The organism is Basilea psittacipulmonis DSM 24701, from assembly GCF_000743945.1.
GTDB classification, from domain to species: domain Bacteria; phylum Pseudomonadota; class Gammaproteobacteria; order Burkholderiales; family Burkholderiaceae_B; genus Basilea; species Basilea psittacipulmonis.
Window position 1 is genome coordinate 1,112,297 of record NZ_CP009238.1, and the last position, 20,100, is coordinate 1,132,396.

Sequence of the window (20,100 nt, forward strand, 5' to 3'; positions counted from 1 at the left end):
ATTTCTAGTGGACAAAAAGGTCTCAACGACAAGCGATGTCTTGAAAGAATTGAATAAAATAAGCAACACATGACGAATAAAAAATATTTTTTGTATTTTTTTATTTACTGTTATTGCATACAGTACTTTTTAGTGTCATAATATTAAAAAACGGATTAATTAGGAACTTATATGTCTAGTAAGAAAACTACTGATAAAGCACAGTCTGAACGCGATAAGGCATTAGCGAACGCATTATCACAGATTGAAAAACAATTTGGCACAGGATCCATCATGCGATATGGTGATAACCAGGTACAGCACGATATTCAGGTTGTATCGACTGGTTCTCTTGGTTTAGATATTGCATTAGGTATTGGGGGATTACCTAGAGGCCGTGTGATCGAAATTTACGGACCTGAATCATCAGGTAAAACCACGTTAACGCTACATGTTGTTGCTGAAATGCAGAAGATTGGTGGCACCTGCGTATTTGTGGATGCTGAACATGCATTAGATATACAGTATGCGAAAAAATTAGGCGTTGACTTAGATAAGTTGCTTATCTCTCAGCCTGATACAGGTGAACAGGCATTAGAGATTACCGACGCATTAGTACGCTCGAACTCTGTCGATTTAATCGTTGTTGACTCGGTTGCCGCATTGACACCTCGTGCAGAAATTGAAGGCGAGATGGGAGATAACCTCCCTGGCCTACAAGCTCGTTTGATGAGCCAAGCACTAAGAAAATTAACCGCTTCGATTAAACGTTCTAACTGCACCGTTATCTTCATTAATCAGATCCGTATGAAGATTGGCGTGATGTTTGGTAACCCTGAAACCACAACAGGCGGTAACGCACTAAAATTCTACTCATCTGTTCGATTAGATATTCGCAAAGCAGGCAGTATTAAGAAAGGCGAAGAGATACTTGGTAGCGAGACGAAAGTTAAAGTCGTTAAGAATAAGGTAGCTCCTCCATTTAAAACCGCTACGTTTGACATTATGTATGGCACAGGTATTTCTCGCGAAGGCGAAATCATTGACTTGGGTGTAAAAGCAGGCATTATCGATAAGGCAGGTGCTTGGTACAGCTATAATGGCGAGAAAATCGGCCAAGGTAAAGATAATGTTCGTGAATTACTAAAAGACAACCCTGCTCTATCTGAAGAAATCGAACGAAAAATCCGTGAAAGCGTTGGTGTATTGACTGCCGACTACGAGGATGAATCAGAAGAGACTATTTTAGGCGATGATATAGAAAATTAAGTTTCCTACCCCGCACTCATATCATTTTTATCTCCTTACATGATATGAGTGCTTTTTTACATCTGGATACTTTTATGACTGTTTCTTTATTTGCACGAGCGATTTCTCTACTTTCTAAACGAGAGTATTCAGAACATGAACTTCGCAAAAAACTAGCTCCGTATAGCACAGACGATCCCGCCTTACTGGAAGAGGTTATCCAACGACTAAAAGAGCACCATTGGCAATCCGATAAACGTTTTATTAATGACTACATCACGAATAAATCGACTCGTTGGGGAACTCGAAAAATCCTATACGAATTAGAGAAACACCAGATTGATGATGAAACACTTTCTGAGCTAAAAGAAACGCTAAAAGAAACAGAGTTTGAACGAGCTTATGAGGTATGGAAAAAGAAATTTAAAGATACACTCCCCGAAACACCACAGGAATGGGCGAAGCAAGCAAGATTCCTTGCATCGCGTGGGTTTTCTCAAGATGTCATTATCAAGATTCTAAAGCCATAAAGCCTTATACTCGCTTATCCCCACCTTTAATACCCAGTGCTATCATTAATTTGCGGACTGTTTTGGCATTAATAATACGCCCAGAACTTCTTAACTTCTCTGTCACTCTTCGATAGCCGTAAGTACGATTACTTTTTGTATAGATTTTTTGTATCTCTCTTAAATTCCCGCTTTTTTATACCTCACAACAATCCCACCAACTAAAGTTGGTGGGATTGCTTTTTATAAAGTAATATTTAACGCTGTTAAAATATTTTTCTGCATTTTGGTTAGTGGAGCGGTGGTCGATCTCAGTTTTCCTTTATAGGTGTTAATCTTTTTCAGCTCCTTAATACTTCTTTTCAATCCTATATTTTTAGTTAATTCATGACTCGATAAGCAATGAATCATGTGCATTCTAAGGATTAATGCAATAAACCCTATAAATAACTTACCTTCCACTCTATCGCCTGAGTGAACACGTAATCGACTAAAGTCTAGACCATTTTTTAAATTATCAAACGCTTTTTCGATAAGCCCCTTTTTTCGATACACGTGTAATGCCGTTTCCGCATCCAATGATGGATGATTGGTAATGAGAACAATAAATCCTAATCGACTTATCGCTAGATCAATGGCTTCATTATTGGGCTCATACGCCAGATCGAGGTCTTTAGACTGTGTGACGTTAAATAATGCCGTCAATCCTGGTCTAACGAGTTTCTTGGTTTTTTGTAGTAGCTTTAATTCCTGTTCCTTTCTATCTAGGTCGTTATAAAAACTAACCAGTTGCTGATTGAATAAATCCTGATCCTTAATCACATGAGCTTTTAACTTTAACCCTTGAAGCGTGATATCAAGCGTTTTCGCTCTTTTTTGTGGGTTACTGAGTCTATCGACGTGCTTAAAACCTATGGCGTTACACTTATCGATTAAATCATCATACGTTTTTAAATTCGACGGTAAAAGTGTCAGAAACTCAATGCCTCTACGTTCAAGATCTTTAAATGTCTCGCTTCGATGAAACCCTTGATCCATCACCAAACTGATTTTTTTATCAATAGTATCCTGCATCATTTCAATCGCATAAGGCAGGTAGGTTTTATCATTCAGACTGCCTGAATACCAATCATACAGTAATGGTAAATGAACATTACGATCTAATAAAACAGAGAGATTAATCTGCCTTAACAGCTCCTTATCTCGGTTATACCCCAGTTCTAGCTCATCAATATTCTCACTGTAAGATGAAATGCTGGTCACATCATAAGCGTAAAACGCTGAATTAAAGCATTTAGAGTTTGACCACTTGTTTTTAAACTCCTCAATGTCGACAGGCATAATACCTTCAAAAAATTCACTTAACCTTTGTGAATTTTTTTGAAATCTCTCAGGTATTCTATGGTCTTGTGCCCAGTCCTTAAACCCCTCCATAACATTGCCTTCAGGCACCATATAACCAGCCAGATGACTAATTAATTCGCCCTCGTCTCCAAATATATTTAAAAGAATATCGCTAATCCCAAGTTGACGAAAAATGTTCATATAACAACTCACATATCCCGTCGAATACTCGTTAGATAGTTTGTGTGTCTTAGGCATTGGCTTATCAAAAATAACAAAATAATTTTTATTGGGAATGAGAAACCCTGTTTCCTCATCTAACTTCCCAATCAACGTGTCATTCGTTCTTTTAACTTTTTTATTCTCATCTCGATAACACTTTCCTCGTTTATAGAGGTATATGCCACTTTTCGTTTTTTGCTTTCTTAAACCAACATCAGGTAATGGGTACAGTTGCTTAATCATCTTTATTCTGTATGGTAGATATTGAAGTTACAATTTATTATATATTGTACCATACTAAATAAAATAAATAAAAGATTTTTTGTTAATATTCATAACAAAAAATCTTTTTGATACTGAAGTATGGTATAGAATTACGGGAATTTAAGATCTCTTTTTTAATAGTTTCGTATTTATCGCCACGTTTAATCACGCCAAGTTGGTAATAATAAGTACTTGGTTTGATCCCCACCACTTTAAAAAGTAAAGTTAAGCGGTAAGCATGTCGTAATTTATAAACCAACGCCGCACGTTGTGTGTTATTCAGACTATCTAGCGTTTTGTCTTTTAACAACACCCCTAACTTCTTCTCCAAAGAAATAAGCGCCCTATCTTGAGCCAGCCCATTATGTTTTGGCAACTTTTTACTCATAGCTTTTTCTCCTTTGAAAAAGAAATAGCAACACTATTTAATTTCATTCTATGCCTTTAATGATACATTGCAAAATCTGACTAATATTAAGGGTGCAGTTTTGTTATTTTTTTACAACACTGATGAACAAATATATTTTCTATTAAAAATAACAAGTAGCTTAACAAAATAGGCATCTTTGATCTGATTATTGTGCAGTGAACAAGATGGTTTATTTCTTTATTTCTTTATTTCTTTATTTCTTTATTTCTTTATTTCTTTGTTTCTTTGTTGTTTATAACAGAAAAGCTCCTTTGTGCATAATGGGCAACAAAGGAGCTTTTAACAATCGTTCTATATCGAATAATATGTCACATTAGGCTTCAACGCTTGCGATAGCTTTTGCCACATAATCGATGTTTTGTGAATTTAATGCCGCCATACAAATACGACCACTCTTAACAGCATAAATACCAAATTCATCTGCTAAGCGTGCGACTTGATCAGCCGTTAAGCCTGAGAAAGAGAACATACCTTGTTGATCAACCATAAAAGAAAAATCACGCTTGACCTCCAAAGCTTTTAATTTAGCAACCAAATCCACTCTGGTTTGGTGAATACGCTGACGCATTTGTGCCAACTCATTTTCCCACAACGCAAATAATTCAGGGTTATTCAATACTTTAGCCACCATCGCTGCACCGTGAATAGGTGGGTTTGAATAGTTAGAACGAATATTGCATTTTACTTGAGACTGCACTCTTACGGCATCATCAGCTGTTTGCGTGGTAATCGTTAAAGCACCCACACGCTCACCGTACAAAGAGAACGATTTAGAGAATGAGGATGCCACTAAAATTGAAATGCCTTTTTCTGCAAATAAACGAACGGCATACGCATCTTCATCCAAGCCTTTACCAAAGCCCTGATAAGCAATATCAAGAAATGGTGTCAATTCTCTTTCTTTAATAATATCTGCCAACACTTCCCATTGGGCATGGGTCATTTCTGCCCCCGTAGGGTTATGGCAGCACGCATGCAATACCACAATAGAACGTGGTGCTAACTGTTTAAAGAACTGTGTTAACGCCTCAAAATCTACTGAATAGGTTTGGGGATTGTAGTAAGGATAGGTATCTACTTTAAAACCCGCATTGGCAAAAATAGCGTGATGGTTCGCCCAAGTTGGGTTAGAAACATATACCGTAGCATCAGGAGTAACTGTTTTTAAAAAGTCAGCTCCTACTTTTAACGCCCCTGTTCCACCTAAAGATTGAAACGTCACCGCACGTTTTTCAGTGATAATTTTTGAGTTAGCTCCTAAAAGTAATTTTTGGGCCCCTAAATCATAAGCTTTTAAACCATCAATCGGCAAATAAGTACGAGGACTGTTTTCCTTTAGCAAGGTCTCTTCAGCCTGACGAATCGCTTGAAGCAAAGGAACTTTCCCATGATCGTCATAGTAAACGCCCACCCCTAAATTCACTTTATTAGGTCTTGCGTCAGCATTGAATTTTTCTGTGATACCCAAAATCGGATCACTGGGAGCTAACGGTACTGACTCAAAAATATTACTCATAATTATCGCCTTACGAAATAGTTAATGATAGTGTTAAAATTATATACTTTTTTAAAGAGAATGAAATCCTATTTTATATGTCTGAAGCTCATTTCAAACAGTTTGCAGGAAGCCCTTTCCAACTTTTACAACTCTACCCTCCTGCTGGCGATCAACCTCAAGCTATCGCATCCTTAGTTCAAGGAGTCAAAGATGGACTGATGTTTCAGACTTTATTAGGCGTAACAGGTTCTGGAAAAACCTATACCATGGCGAATGTGATCGCTGAATTAGGAAGACCTGCTTTGATCCTTGCTCCTAATAAAACCTTGGCGGCACAGCTATACGCGGAAATGCGAGCTTTTTTTCCTCGAAATGCCGTTGAATACTTTGTTTCTTACTACGACTATTATCAACCTGAAGCTTACGTTCCCACTAAAGATTTATTTATCGAAAAAGATTCCTCTGTCAATGAACAAATTGAGCAGCTTCGTTTATCTGCCACCAAAAGCCTTTTGGAACGCAGAGATACGATTATCGTAGGCACCGTTTCTACTATCTACGGTATCGGCAATCCTAATGACTACCATGCCATGGTGTTAACGTTAAGAACGGGTGATGATATTCCTCGAAAAGAGTTATTAGCACGCTTAGTTAGCATGCAATATCAAAGAAACGATATTGAATTTTCAAGGGGAAATTTTCGTGTTCGTGGCGAAATCATTGATGTTTTCCCAGCAGAAAACGCGGAACTTGCCTTACGCATCACATTGTTCGATGATGAAATTGAAAAATTAGAATTATTTGATCCTTTAACAGGCAAAGTACAACAAACCACGCCTAGGTTCACGATATACCCAAGTTCCCACTATGTTACTCCTCGCGCCACCATTCTTAGGGCCATTGAAACGATCAAAGAAGAACTGGTCGAACGTGGTAATGAATTACGTGCCAACAACCGATTGGTCGAACTGCAACGTTTAGAACAACGAACACGCTTTGATATTGAGATGTTACAAGAACTGGGGTTTTGCAAAGGCATTGAAAATTACTCTCGACACCTATCTGGTGCAGCACCTGGTGATCCTCCCCCCACACTCATCGATTACCTCCCACAAGACGCACTGATGTTTTTTGATGAAAGTCACAATATGATGGGACAGCTAGGTGCGATGTATCGAGGCGACCGTTCGCGTAAAGAAACCTTGGTGGAATACGGCTTCAGATTACCTTCTGCATTGGATAATCGTCCCTTAAAATTTGAAGAATTTGAACAAAGAATGCACCAAAGTATTTTTGTTTCCGCTACCCCTGCAAAATACGAGATGGAGCATTCGGATCAAATCGTGGAACAAGTCGTTAGACCGACAGGATTAATCGATCCAGAAATCATCATTCGCCCCGCCCTAAGTCAAGTTGACGACTTATTAAGCGAAGCAAATGCTACCATCGCAAAAGGTGAAAGAGTCTTGGTCACCACATTAACCAAACGGATGTCCGAAGACCTCACCCAGTTTTTATCTGAACATGGACTAAAAGTACGTTATCTTCATTCTGATATTGACACCGTTGAACGTGTTGAAATTATTCGTGATTTACGTTTAGGAAAATTCGATATCTTAGTGGGTATTAACTTATTAAGAGAGGGATTAGACATTCCAGAAGTCAGTTTAGTAGCCATTCTTGATGCGGACAAAGAAGGCTTTTTACGTTCTGAACGCAGTCTTATTCAAACCATTGGGCGAGCAGCTCGAAACCTGCACGGAAGAGCCATTCTGTATGCGGACCATATTACCGACTCCATGAAACGTGCCATCGACGAAACCAATCGAAGACGGCAAAAACAATTAGAGTTCAACAAAGTTCACGGCATTATTCCAAAAGGAGTCAGCAAAAAGATCGATGATTTAATCGATGGCGTTAGCTCAATTTCTGATACATCTGACACAGATACTCATGAACTTTTCCAAGGCGATGAAAAAGCCATTGCCAAAGAAATTAAACGATTAGAAAAACAGATGTTAGAACATGCGAAAAACCTTGAGTTTGAACAAGCTGCCGCTACACGAGACCAACTTAATCGACTCAAACAACAATTACTATTTGAAGCTTCCTAATACACCTTAAATCGTTGTGATGGACCTTGTGTTTTTCTTGTTTCGAGACATAGCAAGAGCTTCAAACCGAGCAATCAAGCTTTTGTCTGCCGATGTTTTACGCTCTAAACCGCTGTGATGGACATCTTAAATCGTTGAGATGGACCTTGTGTTTTTCTCGTTTCGAGGCATAGCAGGTGCTTCAAACCGAGCAATCAAGCTTTTGTCTGCCGATGTTTTACGCCCTGAACCGCTGCGATAGGCACCTTAAATCGTTGTGATGGACCTTGTGTTTTTCTCGTTTCGAGGCATAGCAGGCACTTCAAACCGAGCAATCAAGCCTTTGTCTGCCAATGTTTTACACCCTGAACCGCTGTGATGAACATCTTAAATCGTCGAGATGGAGGTTGTGTTTTTCTTGTTCCGAGGCATGGCAGGTGCTTCAAACCGAGCAATCAAGCCTTTGTCTGTCGATGTTTTATGCTCTGAACCGCTGTGATAGGTACCTTAAATCGTTGTGATGGACCTTGTGTTTTTCTTGTTCCGAGGTAATTTTTTGTGGGGATCGTGAAATACATATTTTTTTTACAATCGCTCATTCTTTTCCCCTGAAAAACACTCGAAAAAATTACAGTAAAGACACTGTATATAAAGTGAGTAACGATAAAACCACTAAAAAATAGCTTATCCTTTAAAAAATAAGAAAAAAATATTGACATTTTGAACTTAATCATCGAAAATATAACTGTACATTTAAACAGCAGGATATTCTATGATTAAGCTTACCGAACGCCAAAGTCAGATTTACGAATACATTCTTTCTTTTTTACAAAAATACGGTTACCCACCTAGTCGTGCCGAAATTGCACAGGAATTTGGATTTAAATCATCGAACTCTGCAGAAGATCATCTAAAAGCCCTTGCGAAGAAAGGTTGTATTGAGTTGACACATGGTAAATCACGCGGGATACGTGTTATCGAAGAAGCTGAAGATAGCTCATATTTACAGGAAAAGATTACCCAAATCACTTCTCAGATTCTTGTTCCATTAGTAGGACGTGTTGCGGCTGGTAACCCTATCCTAGCGATCGAACATATTGATCGACAGTTTGCCATTGATCCGAAAACATTCGATCTGTTGCCTGACTACTTTCTTGAAGTAAAAGGCGATTCCATGAAAGACATTGGCATTTTAGAAGGAGATTTCCTTGCTGTTAAACGACAGTCCGATGCGAGAAATGGTCAGGTCATCGTCGCACGCATTGATGAAGAAGTTACCGTAAAACGCTTTTTAAGAAAAGCCACTCATATCGAACTACTGGCTGAAAACCCTAATTACGCACCGATTATTGTCACTCCTGATATGCCTTTTACCATTGAAGGACTTGCAGTGGGGCTTATTCGTCCTCACTCATTTATGTAGGCATAGACTTAACGAAGAGGGTAATATTGCATTACCCTCTTTTCTCACCTCTACTAACAATACCCGCTCTACATCTCAATCCTCACCTCTCACACACTTCAATCTCAATCATTAAGAACCTCCTAAAAACTCCCACCCACTCTACACTTAACACCACCGCACTAATCACATTGCTTTTATCGCGTCAATACACCTATCTCACCCCCCCTCAATCACTGACTCACAGACCTCTCTTTTTTAACTGATCTAATCTATAAATAGCCTATACAATAATTGATATAAGAGGTATTTGACTAGTCTATATTTTTTGTAATATGATTAAATAATGAATAAAACGAGGTGAAAAAATGCCTGAAAACAAACAATTATTTCTACCTAAAGCGAATAAATCTTTGGGTTATTTTATTTATAACATTCAGCTTTCTATGGAGAAAATGATTAACGAAAGCATGAAGCCTTTTGATTTGACCAAAACCCAATGGCTTCCTTTATATCTTATCTCCAAATACGAACAAAGTACCCCCGCTTTTTTGGCCGAACAGTGTGATGTCGATACGGGGGCGATGACGCGTACATTGGATCGCATCGAGAAAAAAGGTTACATCATTCGCCAAAGAAGTCAGAAAGACAGACGCTCTGTTATGATTATTTTGACTGAAAAAGGGCAAGAAATCTTACAACAAACTCTACCCTTTATTTCAAACGCTTTGGACTTTCATCTCAGAGGTTTTTCACAAGAACGCAAAGACCTTTTATTGGATATGCTCAAAGAAGTGCTTTTAAATGGTCATCCTGATTTAGTCAGTCGCTATCATAAAAACACCTCTCTGGAACAAAGTCAAGAAGACTAAATTATTAGAGATTTTGCCTTCAAGCTCTGATAAAATAGAGCATTTAATCATTTTTAACACCTATTTTTTTAATTGAACTAAGATTATGGCTGGACATAGTAAATGGGCAAATATCCAACACCGTAAAGGTCGTCAGGATGCCAAACGTGGAAAAATTTGGACAAAAATCATTCGTGAAATTACTGTTGCTGCGCGTGCAGGTGGCCCTGATCCTGCTGCCAATCCTGCCCTTCGTCTTGCATGGGATAAAGCAACGGCTGCTAATATGCCAAAAGACAATATTCTTCGTGCTATCCAACGTGGTAGCGGTGCGTCAGACGGCGAAAATTACGAATCGATTCGTTACGAGGGCTATGGAATTGGCGGTGCTGCCGTTATTATTGATTGTATGACAGACAATCGCACTCGCACGGTTTCTGATGTACGCCACGCTTTAACAAAACACGGCGGTAATCTAGGTACGGACGGTTGCGTAACATTTATGTTCAGACATTGTGGTCAGTTTATTTTTGGACCAGGTAATGATGAAGACAAAATCATGGAAGTCGCTCTAGAAGCAGGAGCTGACGATATTATTACCGATGAAGAAGGTGTCATTGAGGTATTATGCGAACCTGCTGATTTTCATACTGTCAAAGATGCGTTACTTCAAGCGGGTCTCACCCCTGATTCAGATGCAATTTTAATGAAACCGTTAAATGAAACAGTATTAACGGGTGAGGATGCCGTCAAGATGCAAAAAATTCTAGATATGCTAGAAGAATTAGATGATGTACAAGAAGTATATACCAGTGCTGTATTAGAGTTGGAATAAAGATGAAAATATTAGTGATAGGAAGTGGCGGTCGCGAACACGCTTTGGCTTGGAGATTATCCCAACCCGAACATATTGAAAAAGTTTATGTGGCACCTGGAAATGGTGGCACACAGGTAGGTAAACTTGAAAACTTACCTATCACTGATTTTGAAGAGTTGGCATCTTTTGTACAAACTGAACAAATTGCCTTGACTGTTGTGGGTCCTGAAGCCCCTCTAGCCGCTGGCATCGTAGACTTTTTTTCAGAAAAAGGTTTACCTATCTTTGGCCCCCGAAAAGCCGCCGCACAGCTTGAAAGCTCTAAAGACTATGCTAAAGCCTTTATGTTCAGACACCATATTCCTACTGCTGAATATGCAACATTTAGCGATGCAAAAAAAGCACATGACTATTTAAATCAACACCCTGCTCCTATCGTTATTAAGGCCGATGGCTTGGCTGCTGGCAAAGGAGTCATTGTCGCGATGACCGATGAACAAGCACATCAAGCTGTCGATGATATGCTAGAGGGTAATAGCATGGGGCAAGCTGGCTCAAGAGTGGTTATTGAGGAATTCTTAGAGGGCGAAGAAGCTAGTTTTATCGTTTTATCAGATGGTAAAAACATTCTTCCGCTTGCCACCAGCCAAGATCATAAACGTCTAAAAGATCATGATGAAGGTCCGAACACAGGAGGCATGGGTGCCTATAGTCCAGCCCCCATTGTTTCTGATACCTTACATCGTCGCATTATGAAAGAAGTCATCGAACCTAGTATTCAAGGGATGGCCAAAGATGGTTTACCTTACACAGGCTTTTTATATGCAGGTTTAATGATTGGCCCAGGTGATGACGAACATCGCTCTATCAAAGTACTTGAATTTAATTGCCGAATGGGCGATCCTGAAACGCAGCCCATTATGATGCGAATTAAAAATGACTTTTCCAAAGTATTATGCTTGGCCTGCAATGGCAAACTAAACGAAGCACATATCGAGTGGGATCCTCGAACGGCTTTAGGCGTTGTTTTAGCGGCACCTGGTTATCCTGAAAAACCTGTCACAGGTCAAGTGATCACACACCTGCCCTCACCAAACGAACATTTATGTGTTTTTTATGCGGGCACGAAACTTAACGAAAACAAAGAATTAATCAGCAGTGGCGGTCGAGTATTATGTGTTACGGCTTTGGGCGATAGCGTGGAAAGCACTCGTCATGCGGTTTACCAAGCCATCGCTGATATTCACTTCCCAGATTGTCAATATCGCACGGACATTGCATGGAGAGCGTTAAAACGTTCATGAAAGTAGCTTTGTTAGGAGGCAGCTTCAACCCCATTCATTATGCTCATCTGGCCTTGGCTCAAGCTGCACTAGAAATCGTGGATAAAGTTGAATTTTTGCCTGCCAAAGCACCTTGGCAAAAACCGACTATGTCCACCACACCCCAACAGCGACTGGATATGATTAAATTGGCCATAGCCGATGAACCAAGATTTGCCATCAACACCTGTGAATTAGAACGAGCGGGAAAAACCTATACAATTGATACGCTAAGAGACTTGTGTAGCGCCAACGATGCACCTGAATACTACTGGATAATGGGTTTAGATCAATTAAAAAATTTCAAAAGCTGGTACAACTGGCAAGAAATTCTTAGCTATGTTAAGCTATTAATTGCATCCAGACAGGAAACACTCACTCACCGCATCATTGAACATATCTTAGGTAGCGAATACGCTCATTTATGCACTATCCTACCGTTTTCTCTTTTGCCCATATCCTCTACCGATATTCGCGAAAGAATAAAAAATGATGCCTCGATCGCTCAGTTATTACCTGCATCGGTCGAACATTATATTTATCAACATCACTTATATAAAACGTAAATATGAATTTAGAAGCACAACAAAGATTAGTTATTGACGCTTTAGAAGATGTCAAAGCAATGGACATAAAAATCTTTAGCACTAGCCATATAACCAGCTTATTTGACTGCGTCATCATTGCAAGTGGTACCTCTAACCGCCAAACACGAGCCTTAGCAAATAGCGTGGAAGATAAAGCGATTGAAGCGAACATTGAGATTCTGTCTCGCGAGGGCGATGATACGGGCGAATGGATTATTTTAGACCTAGGCGATATCATTGTGCATTGTATGCAACCTGCCATCCGTGCTTATTATGATTTAGAAAGTATTTGGGGAGGTAAGCCCGTTCCAATGAAGCTATTACCCCAATCTTTAGAAGTCCCACCGATTAACCCCATCTTAGACTAATTGCAATGAAATTCTACATCATCGCAGTTGGGCAGAAAATGCCTAAGTGGGTAAGCACTGGTTTTGAAGAATACGCCAAAAGAATGCCAAAAGACTTTGCCATCGAACTGATAGAAATCAAGCCAGAACCTCGAACACAAGGCAAAACAGTCGAACAAATGATGAGTGCAGAATCAAAAAGAATTTTGAATGCGATACCTCATCATTGTCATTGTATTGCCTTAGATGAACATGGAGAGGATTTGACCACGCTAAAATTATCTAAACGTTTACATGATTGGCAGTACCTTGGACAGGATATTGCATTGATTATTGGCGGTCCTGATGGTTTAGATAAAGATTTAAAGCAATCATGCCAAGAACTTATTCGTTTATCTTCTTTAACCTTACCACACCCAATGGTTCGTATTTTACTAGCTGAACAACTGTATCGTGCTTGGTCTATTCTTCACCATCACCCTTACCATCGAGCTTAATTATGCATATCTATCTTGCCTCTGCCAGTCCCAGACGACATGAACTATTAAACCAAATTCATGTCTCTCATGATGTATTGAACGTCCCTGCTCCAGAGGGAGAAGACGAGCCCATTTTACCTGGCGAAGATCCCTTAGACTACGTCATTCGAACCGCCAAAGACAAAAACATTCTTGCCCAAGCTTATCTAAAACAAACTGAATTACCCATTCACCCTATTTTGACCGCCGATACAACCGTCGTTTATCAGCAAACTATTTTGGGCAAACCTATCCATGAGCAAGATGCTAAAGAGACGCTTCAATTATTATCTGGAAAATGGCATGACGTTCGAACCGCTGTCGTTCTCAGTTATCAAGACATCCTATTGGAAAGCATCTGTACCAGCCAAGTCTTGTTTAAACCATTAAGTGAGCAGGAAATACAAGATTATATCGATTCAAAAGAGGGATTTGGAAAGGCTGGTTCATACGCAGTTCAAGGTAGAGCGGCCACCTTTATCAAAGAAATCAAAGGAAGTTATAGCGGTATTATGGGCTTGCCACTATATGAAACACATCAATTGCTGATGGAGCTATCCTCTTTTATCAAAACTTAGTTCTTGATTCTTAAAGAAAGCCAGTAACTTATAATAAGCCTGCCCATCCTTTCCAATGTATTTTTTGCATAAATTAATGATCGGATAGGTGTACAGTAATTGTGAGATTCTTTTTGAGATATATTGCCAAGTATCGGGATCGATTTCTTCGCGATAGGTTTGCACAACCACGGGAAGTAATGATGGATCAATATGCTTATTTCTCAATAAACTATGAATAAAAATTAAAAAATCTCTGGTTTTTCTCATTCTTAAACTATGAATGAAGAAAAAAGATTCAAAATCAATAAAATAAATGTTTTTACCATCATACAAAATATCACGGATAGCAGGTCGTCCATGAATGATATCTTGACGGTGCAACTGCGCCAGCTGTTTTGCAACCATACAAAGGTATTTTTGCTGTTCTTGTCGATCAATCCCCGAATTAATTAACTGACTAATCGCTGTGCCGTGATCTGCTGTTACAAAATACTCATCACAATAATAAACCACTTGAGGAACATTACTAACTTTATTTTGTAACTCTAATAACCGAGAAAGCTCCCTTTTAAAAGCTTTCTTGGGACAAGGTTTCATGATTTTTTCAGACAGTGTAGTCAAAAACTCTACACTTTTTAACCAGTAGCCTTTTCCTTCAAAATCAAAATGAATAATTCTTTTGTGAAGATTATTATGGTAAATTTCTTGAATATAGTCTTCAAACTGCGTACTTATCATTCCATCCAATCGGGCGGTTAAAAGATTTTGCATTGTATCATAGAAATAACTGACTAGGCAACAACATCTTAAAAACCACCCTCTTGGTATTGAATGCCGTATGACTAAATTGTCACACTAGTGATAAATATTAAGGTTGATAATAAGTTGCTGAACCAGGTCCGACGGGCAAGCCCAGAACAAAGACCCATAGATAGAAAAATAAACTCCAGCAAACTAAAAACGTCATAGAATAAGGCAACATCATTGCCATTAAGGTACCAACGCCCGTGTCTTTCTTATATCGCATAGCAACAGCCATAATCAAACCAAAATAGCTCATCATCGGCGTGATAATATTGGTCACGGAATCACCAATACGATAAGCGGCCTGAATCATCTCGGGTGCATACCCCGTTAACATTAACATTGGTACAAAAATCGGTGCTGTAACGGCCCATTGGGCAGATGCCGAACCAATCATCAGATTAATCAACGCACAAATCACGATAAAACCAACCAGTAATAAAGGACCTGTTAAACCTGCCGCATTCAGGAAATTAGCCCCTTCAACCGCCATAATCGCACCTAAATTACTCCAGTTAAAGAACGCCACAAACTGAGCTGCAAAAAACACCAAAACAATGTACATACTCAAAGATGCCATGCTTTTGCTCATGCAGTTAACCAAATCTTGATTGGATTGTATGGTTTTGGTAATGCGTCCGTAGATATACCCAGGTACCGCAAAAAACACAAAAATAAAGACCACGATTCCTTTCAAGAAAGGCGAACCCGCTACTAAACCTGTTTTAGGGTTACGCAAAATACCATCTTGAGGGATAATCGTCCACGCTAATAAAAGGGCAAATACTACAGCGGCCACCGTCGCCCAGAAAATCCCCTTTTTTTCAATTGCCGTTAGTTTTTCAATATTCGTGGTTAAAGTCTCTGGATTTTGTGCTTCATCTTTGGAATATTTACCTAGCTGAGGTTCAATCACTTTTTCTGTAATGATATAGCCTAAAAAACTAATCACAAAGGTACTGGCTGCCATGAAAAACCAGTTTGCTTCAGGTCCAACGACATAATTAGGATCAATAATTCTAGCAGCCTCTTGTGTAATCCCTGATAATAAGGGATCCACCGTTCCTAACAATAAATTCGCACTGTAACCGCCTGACACCCCTGCAAAGGCTGCTGCTAACCCAGCCAAAGGATGGCGACCCAAGGAATAGAAAATGACAGCCGCTAATGGAATCAAGACCACATATCCCAACTCTGAAGCCGTATTTGACATAATACCTGCAAATACAATCGTCAAAGTCACTAATTTACGGGGAGCATTAATCACCACCGCTCTTAATAATGCAGAAATTAAGCCAGAATTTTCGGCAATGCCTACACCCAACAAAGCAACTAACACCGTGCCTAAAGGAGCAAATCCTGTAAAATTAGTCACCAACCCCGATACGATTTTGACCAAACCCGTCGCACTTAATAAATTCACCACTTCTATCGTACCCGTTTTACCTGGTCTGGGGTCAGGCACACTCAAGCCAAAATAAGAAGCGATTGCCGAAATTACTAAGAGCAATACGCACATGAAAATAAACAATACCACTGGATGTGGCAATAAATTACCAAGGTATTCGACACCCTTTAAAAAAGACTGAATCCTACCATTCGATTTACGTTCTATGGGTTGCATCGTCTCCCTCCTTTATTCTCTACTAAAAACGAATCATAAGATATGGTATAACATTTTTTGAAATAATCAAATATACAATTTAATAATATTTCATCTGTAATAACTATTCTGTGTGACGACTTTCACACAAATCACCCGAAAACCCTCATAAAAAAAGGAGCTATCCTCTAACCACTCCTATCCACACACCTGTCTCTCATAACCCACGAAAAAAGGCATCCGTCGGCTAACTCAATCCCATTACAAAGCGTTCAGATACTACTCACCCCCATAAAAAAAGGAGCTATCCTCTAGCTCCTCTTTCTTCATAAACGTTTAAGGTCAAATTAACCTTTATAGCGTTCTTTTGATGACAAAATTTCTTCTTTAGCTGCGTCAGCACCTTCCCAGCCTATTACTTTCACCCATTTACCTTTTTCAAGATCTTTATAATGCTCAAAAAAGTGTTTAATACGTTCAAGTTCTTGTACAGGCAAGTCTTCTGGTGATTGAATACGTTCAAATGTTGGGAAAAGTTTAGTCGTCGGTACAGCTAACACTTTTGCATCAACACCACTTTCATCTTCCATTTTCAATACACCGATAGGACGGCATTTAATCACTGAACCCACTGCCACCGCACATGGAGCCAACACCAATACGTCAACTGGATCGCCATCTAGAGATAATGTTTGTGGAATATAACCATAATTGCATGGATAATGCATTGCACAAATTAAGAAACGATCGACAAAAACCGCACCTGTTTCTTTGTCAACTTCATATTTCACGGGTTCGCCATTCATTGGAATTTCAATGACAACATTAAACTCTTCGGGTAGTTTTGAACCTGCGGGTACATTAATTAAACTCATCTTATTTCCTTTTCAATAAAATTAACTCTTATCTGATTTTAGTAAGTGTTCATCAGCATATTTTTGTAACTTTTCATCAGGTTGACCACTAGGATCTCTCGTCTTATCGGCAGCTTGAAGTACATACTGCTCCATAAGTACATCAGGTGACGCGGTAGAAAGCTCACTTGCGATACGCCATTGGGTCAATGCTTCATCAGCTTTGCCTAACTTATCATACATACTGCCCAAAATAAAATACGATTCTGCGTCTTTAGGCAATACTTTCAAACTATCTTGAATATAATGTTCGGCCTGCCCCCATAAACCAGAAGCCATACATAGTCGTGCCGCCGCTTTTAACAAGTCGGTATGGTCAGGATGGGCTTTAAGCCATGATTGCACCAACTTCATACGCGATTTTAGTGCCTGATTAGAACAATGAACAAATTTCGTCAATAGCGTTTTGTCCATCTTCACATCTAGACTTCTTGCCAAAATATCCGTCGCTTTTGATTCTTGATCATGCTCAGTAAAATATTTTGCCGCCACCAAAGCAACCGATGGCATGGTTTTTTCTGCATGACTTAAACTATTCCAAAGTGGGATAAAGCCGTCATCCGCATATACGTTTCTCAAGCGAAGCGATAGGTTCTCATCCAATAACTGTCGCCCCTCTTCAACCGAAATATGTTTTTTGTTCAACATCGAACGCAATAACTCGGTATATTCAGATGAATCACGTTTAATGCTGTTTAACACACGTAATTGGTAACGCTCAAAACGAACATCACGTTTAATGGCTGGATTATTTTGAAGTTCTTGCATCAAAACATTGGCTTGTTCAGCATTCCCCTCATCCAATAACCATAATATTTTCATCTGGTAGGCCACTGGTTTTAAGCTAGGATCATAGTCCACGGCTTGTTGCCAATAATGATCTCTTTTTTCCACATTCGCAACATATTGGGCCTGTTTGGCAATCGCTAAACTAGCCAAAGCTTGACGTTCTTTTGTGCGACCTTTTGAGAATAATTTTCTTAACCCTTTATCTTCGTTCTTCAAAAATACTTCTTTTAAACTTTGTGTTAATAAAAGATTTTCGTATTCTGTATTTTTAAGTTGACGCCAACGTCTAAAGCGTGAGGGTAAATTCAATAATCCCACCAATAGTCGGCATAATAAGTAGAGCACTACAAATAAAATGATTAACGCAGAAATAAATACTGCCAAGGAAATGACACGGCGTTCATCTCCCGTATAAATCATGATGGTGCCGGGAATATTTTTTAGCAACAGTGCCACCACCACTGCTACCGCGATTACCGCAATTAATTTAAAAAATTTGCTTTTCATTCTTATCCCCTTTTATCGGATGATTTCTTTTGTTTTGGCCAAAGCATCCAAGCTTAAATCCAATTTCGGTAATACTGGACGTACTGGCGTTTCTTGTAACTTTCTAACCAATGCCATGGCTTTCTGGACATTCGGATCTTGATGTTGATAATAGCGGTCCAAATTCTTCGCAATTTCATCTAATGAACTTACCCAAATATCCGAATAAGCACCTACTAATGCTTGTTGAGCAAGCTGGACCTCTAACTTCATAGAATCGCGTACCGCACGAGCTTGTGCCTCATCGATAATCTGATCATAAGGCGTTGAAATTTTTTCTACTTTAACCAAACCGCCCATATCAGAAGACCACCAAGAAGCCACCTCATCCCATGCACGTTCAAACCAATTCGGCTCTTTTTCTGGCGTTGCGGGCGTTTCTTCCTGATTCTCAGGCTGGGTTGTTTGCTCATTAGCCAGTAAGTAATCGGCTTTAATCGCATCAGTCGTGGACGTTGAATCCTCTTGAGGAGGTGTATATGCCGCACCATCATAAGTTAATAAAACCGATTTTTCTAATAAATCTTTAAGCGTTTGTGTCTCTTGGTACAAAGCGTCCACATTATCAACTTTTGCGGTCTGGATGGCCACCAAATCACTTGCAATCGCTTTAGACAAGGTACTGAAAGCCACCGATGTTTTACTTAGGTTTAAAGCCATTTCCAAAGCCTTAGTAGCAGTCTCGATATTACGAGTAAGGCTCAGTTCATTTTGTGCAGTAGTTAATAATTGTGTGATTTGTCCCAATGAATAGCTTTCATCATTAGGATTCAAAAGGTTTAAATGATCTCTTAAATTTGCATTTTCTTCTTTCAAGGATTGAAGTTGTGATGAAAGATTGTTAAGAGAAGTTTCTAATTCATCTATGCGTTTTTTGTTTTCATCGATCAATTTAGTCTCTTGCTCTTTATGCTCAGCTGCCTCAGGGGCAACTGCAGTCGGTTTCTCATCAACACTTGCTTTGTTCTCTTCGTTCAATGGTACAGCAGGTGCCTCTGTTGTCAAAGCCTCTTCTTTAGCACTAGGCTCAGAGACCACTTTATTATCTTCACTTAACGGTGTCGCTGTTGCAACCGTTTCGGGCGATTCGTTGGAAGGCTGATTATTACTTGGAGCCTCATGATGAGATACCACCTGCTTGACTTCTGTAGCGTCTTTCGCACTCGACACATCAGACTGCGTTTCAGTAACAGGTTTAAAATCCGTTCCCAAAGAGTTGCTAATAAAGTCAGGACGCACAAAATATATCGCTGCTGCGACAATAATAATGGCGACCACCGTTATCAATATCACGGGTGGACGACGTTTTTTCTTAGTAGCTTCCTGAGAATCATCACTTTTTTGTTGAACATCTTCTTCCTGCTTTTCAGTAGAAAGTTGGGGATCTTTATGTTCGTCTGTTGTTTCAGCGATTTCTTTTTCGTTCGTTGTCTTACTCATAATCATCCTTGTT

Annotated in this window: 20 protein-coding genes; 11 read left to right on the plus strand and 9 right to left on the minus strand. The window is 39.3% G+C overall.

The genetic code is table 11. The annotated features are described in order from the left end of the window. Nucleotides 1-171 precede the first annotated feature (171 nt). A complete protein-coding gene (recA, locus tag IX83_RS04770; RefSeq protein ID WP_038499785.1) occupies nucleotides 172-1,248 on the plus strand; it encodes a recombinase RecA in 1,077 nt (358 codons plus the stop codon). Nucleotides 1,249-1,322: 74 nt separating this feature from the next. Further along, a complete protein-coding gene (gene recX, locus IX83_RS04775) occupies nucleotides 1,323-1,757 on the plus strand; it encodes a recombination regulator RecX (protein ID WP_038499787.1) in 435 nt (144 codons plus the stop codon). Between the two features lie 4 nt (nucleotides 1,758-1,761). On the opposite strand, the gene IX83_RS09180 is transcribed toward recX, so the two are convergent. The 4 genes from IX83_RS09180 to IX83_RS04790 form a co-directional block, all read right to left on the minus strand. Then, complete coding sequence (locus IX83_RS09180) at nucleotides 1,762-1,911, minus strand: IS3 family transposase (protein ID WP_077315824.1); 150 nt, start codon at nucleotides 1,909-1,911, stop codon at nucleotides 1,762-1,764. A gap of 68 nt (nucleotides 1,912-1,979) precedes the next feature. Next, nucleotides 1,980-3,545, minus strand: a complete 1,566-nt coding sequence (locus IX83_RS04780; protein WP_038498512.1) for an IS1634 family transposase — start codon at nucleotides 3,543-3,545, stop codon at nucleotides 1,980-1,982. 82 nt (nucleotides 3,546-3,627) lie between these two features. Then, the gene (locus tag IX83_RS04785; RefSeq protein WP_038499788.1) at nucleotides 3,628-3,954 is read right to left on the minus strand and encodes a hypothetical protein; all 327 of its coding nucleotides are present in this window, start codon (nucleotides 3,952-3,954) and stop codon (nucleotides 3,628-3,630) included. A gap of 355 nt (nucleotides 3,955-4,309) precedes the next feature. Next, on the minus strand, nucleotides 4,310-5,512 hold the full coding sequence (locus tag IX83_RS04790; protein ID WP_038499790.1) for an amino acid aminotransferase: 1,203 nt from the start codon (nucleotides 5,510-5,512) through the stop codon (nucleotides 4,310-4,312). A 77-nt stretch (nucleotides 5,513-5,589) separates the two neighbouring features. On the opposite strand from IX83_RS04790, the gene uvrB reads away from it, so the two are divergent. From uvrB to IX83_RS04840, 9 genes are all read left to right on the plus strand, one after another. After that, nucleotides 5,590-7,608, plus strand: a complete 2,019-nt coding sequence (uvrB, locus tag IX83_RS04795) for an excinuclease ABC subunit UvrB (protein ID WP_038499792.1) — start codon at nucleotides 5,590-5,592, stop codon at nucleotides 7,606-7,608. 751 nt (nucleotides 7,609-8,359) lie between these two features. Beyond that, nucleotides 8,360-9,010 (plus strand): transcriptional repressor LexA, encoded by a 651-nt coding sequence (gene lexA, locus IX83_RS04805; RefSeq protein WP_038499797.1) that lies wholly within the window; start codon nucleotides 8,360-8,362, stop codon nucleotides 9,008-9,010. 347 nt (nucleotides 9,011-9,357) lie between these two features. Next, nucleotides 9,358-9,861, plus strand: coding sequence for a MarR family winged helix-turn-helix transcriptional regulator (locus tag IX83_RS04810; RefSeq protein WP_051919323.1), 504 nt, complete (start codon nucleotides 9,358-9,360; stop codon nucleotides 9,859-9,861). Between the two features lie 85 nt (nucleotides 9,862-9,946). After that, on the plus strand, nucleotides 9,947-10,675 hold the full coding sequence (locus IX83_RS04815; RefSeq protein ID WP_038499799.1) for a YebC/PmpR family DNA-binding transcriptional regulator: 729 nt from the start codon (nucleotides 9,947-9,949) through the stop codon (nucleotides 10,673-10,675). A gap of 2 nt (nucleotides 10,676-10,677) precedes the next feature. Continuing rightward, complete coding sequence (gene purD / locus IX83_RS04820) at nucleotides 10,678-11,961, plus strand: phosphoribosylamine--glycine ligase (protein ID WP_038499802.1); 1,284 nt, start codon at nucleotides 10,678-10,680, stop codon at nucleotides 11,959-11,961. Continuing rightward, entirely contained in the window at nucleotides 11,937-12,545 is a 609-nt protein-coding gene (gene nadD, locus IX83_RS04825; protein WP_077315874.1) for a nicotinate (nicotinamide) nucleotide adenylyltransferase, read from the plus strand. Before purD ends, nadD begins: the two co-directional genes overlap by 25 nt. A 2-nt stretch (nucleotides 12,546-12,547) precedes the next feature. Beyond that, entirely contained in the window at nucleotides 12,548-12,934 is a 387-nt protein-coding gene (gene rsfS, locus IX83_RS04830) for a ribosome silencing factor (RefSeq protein ID WP_038499805.1), read from the plus strand. A gap of 5 nt (nucleotides 12,935-12,939) precedes the next feature. Beyond that, entirely contained in the window at nucleotides 12,940-13,410 is a 471-nt protein-coding gene (gene rlmH / locus IX83_RS04835; protein WP_038499807.1) for a 23S rRNA (pseudouridine(1915)-N(3))-methyltransferase RlmH, read from the plus strand. Between the two features lie 2 nt (nucleotides 13,411-13,412). Continuing rightward, nucleotides 13,413-14,009 (plus strand): Maf family protein, encoded by a 597-nt coding sequence (locus IX83_RS04840; protein ID WP_051919325.1) that lies wholly within the window; start codon nucleotides 13,413-13,415, stop codon nucleotides 14,007-14,009. Here the strand turns inward: IX83_RS04840 and IX83_RS04845 are convergent. The 5 genes from IX83_RS04845 to IX83_RS04865 all read right to left on the minus strand — a co-directional run bounded on the left by IX83_RS04845 (nucleotide 13,986) and on the right by IX83_RS04865 (nucleotide 20,087). Then, nucleotides 13,986-14,762, minus strand: a complete 777-nt coding sequence (locus IX83_RS04845) for a BUD32 family EKC/KEOPS complex subunit (RefSeq protein WP_038499811.1) — start codon at nucleotides 14,760-14,762, stop codon at nucleotides 13,986-13,988. The two genes, IX83_RS04840 and IX83_RS04845, sit on opposite strands and share 24 nt — an antisense overlap. 97 nt (nucleotides 14,763-14,859) lie before the next feature. After that, a complete protein-coding gene (locus tag IX83_RS04850) occupies nucleotides 14,860-16,419 on the minus strand; it encodes an AbgT family transporter (RefSeq protein WP_038499813.1) in 1,560 nt (519 codons plus the stop codon). A 326-nt stretch (nucleotides 16,420-16,745) separates the two neighbouring features. After that, nucleotides 16,746-17,273 carry an inorganic diphosphatase gene (gene ppa, locus IX83_RS04855; RefSeq protein WP_038499815.1) on the minus strand — a complete coding sequence of 176 codons (528 nt, stop codon included), beginning with the start codon at nucleotides 17,271-17,273 and terminating at the stop codon, nucleotides 16,746-16,748. Nucleotides 17,274-17,294: 21 nt separating this feature from the next. Continuing rightward, nucleotides 17,295-18,608 (minus strand): heme biosynthesis HemY N-terminal domain-containing protein, encoded by a 1,314-nt coding sequence (locus IX83_RS04860; RefSeq protein WP_038499817.1) that lies wholly within the window; start codon nucleotides 18,606-18,608, stop codon nucleotides 17,295-17,297. 12 nt (nucleotides 18,609-18,620) lie between these two features. Continuing rightward, a complete protein-coding gene (locus IX83_RS04865) occupies nucleotides 18,621-20,087 on the minus strand; it encodes a uroporphyrinogen-III C-methyltransferase (protein ID WP_038499819.1) in 1,467 nt (488 codons plus the stop codon). Between the last annotated feature and the right edge of the window lie 13 nt (nucleotides 20,088-20,100).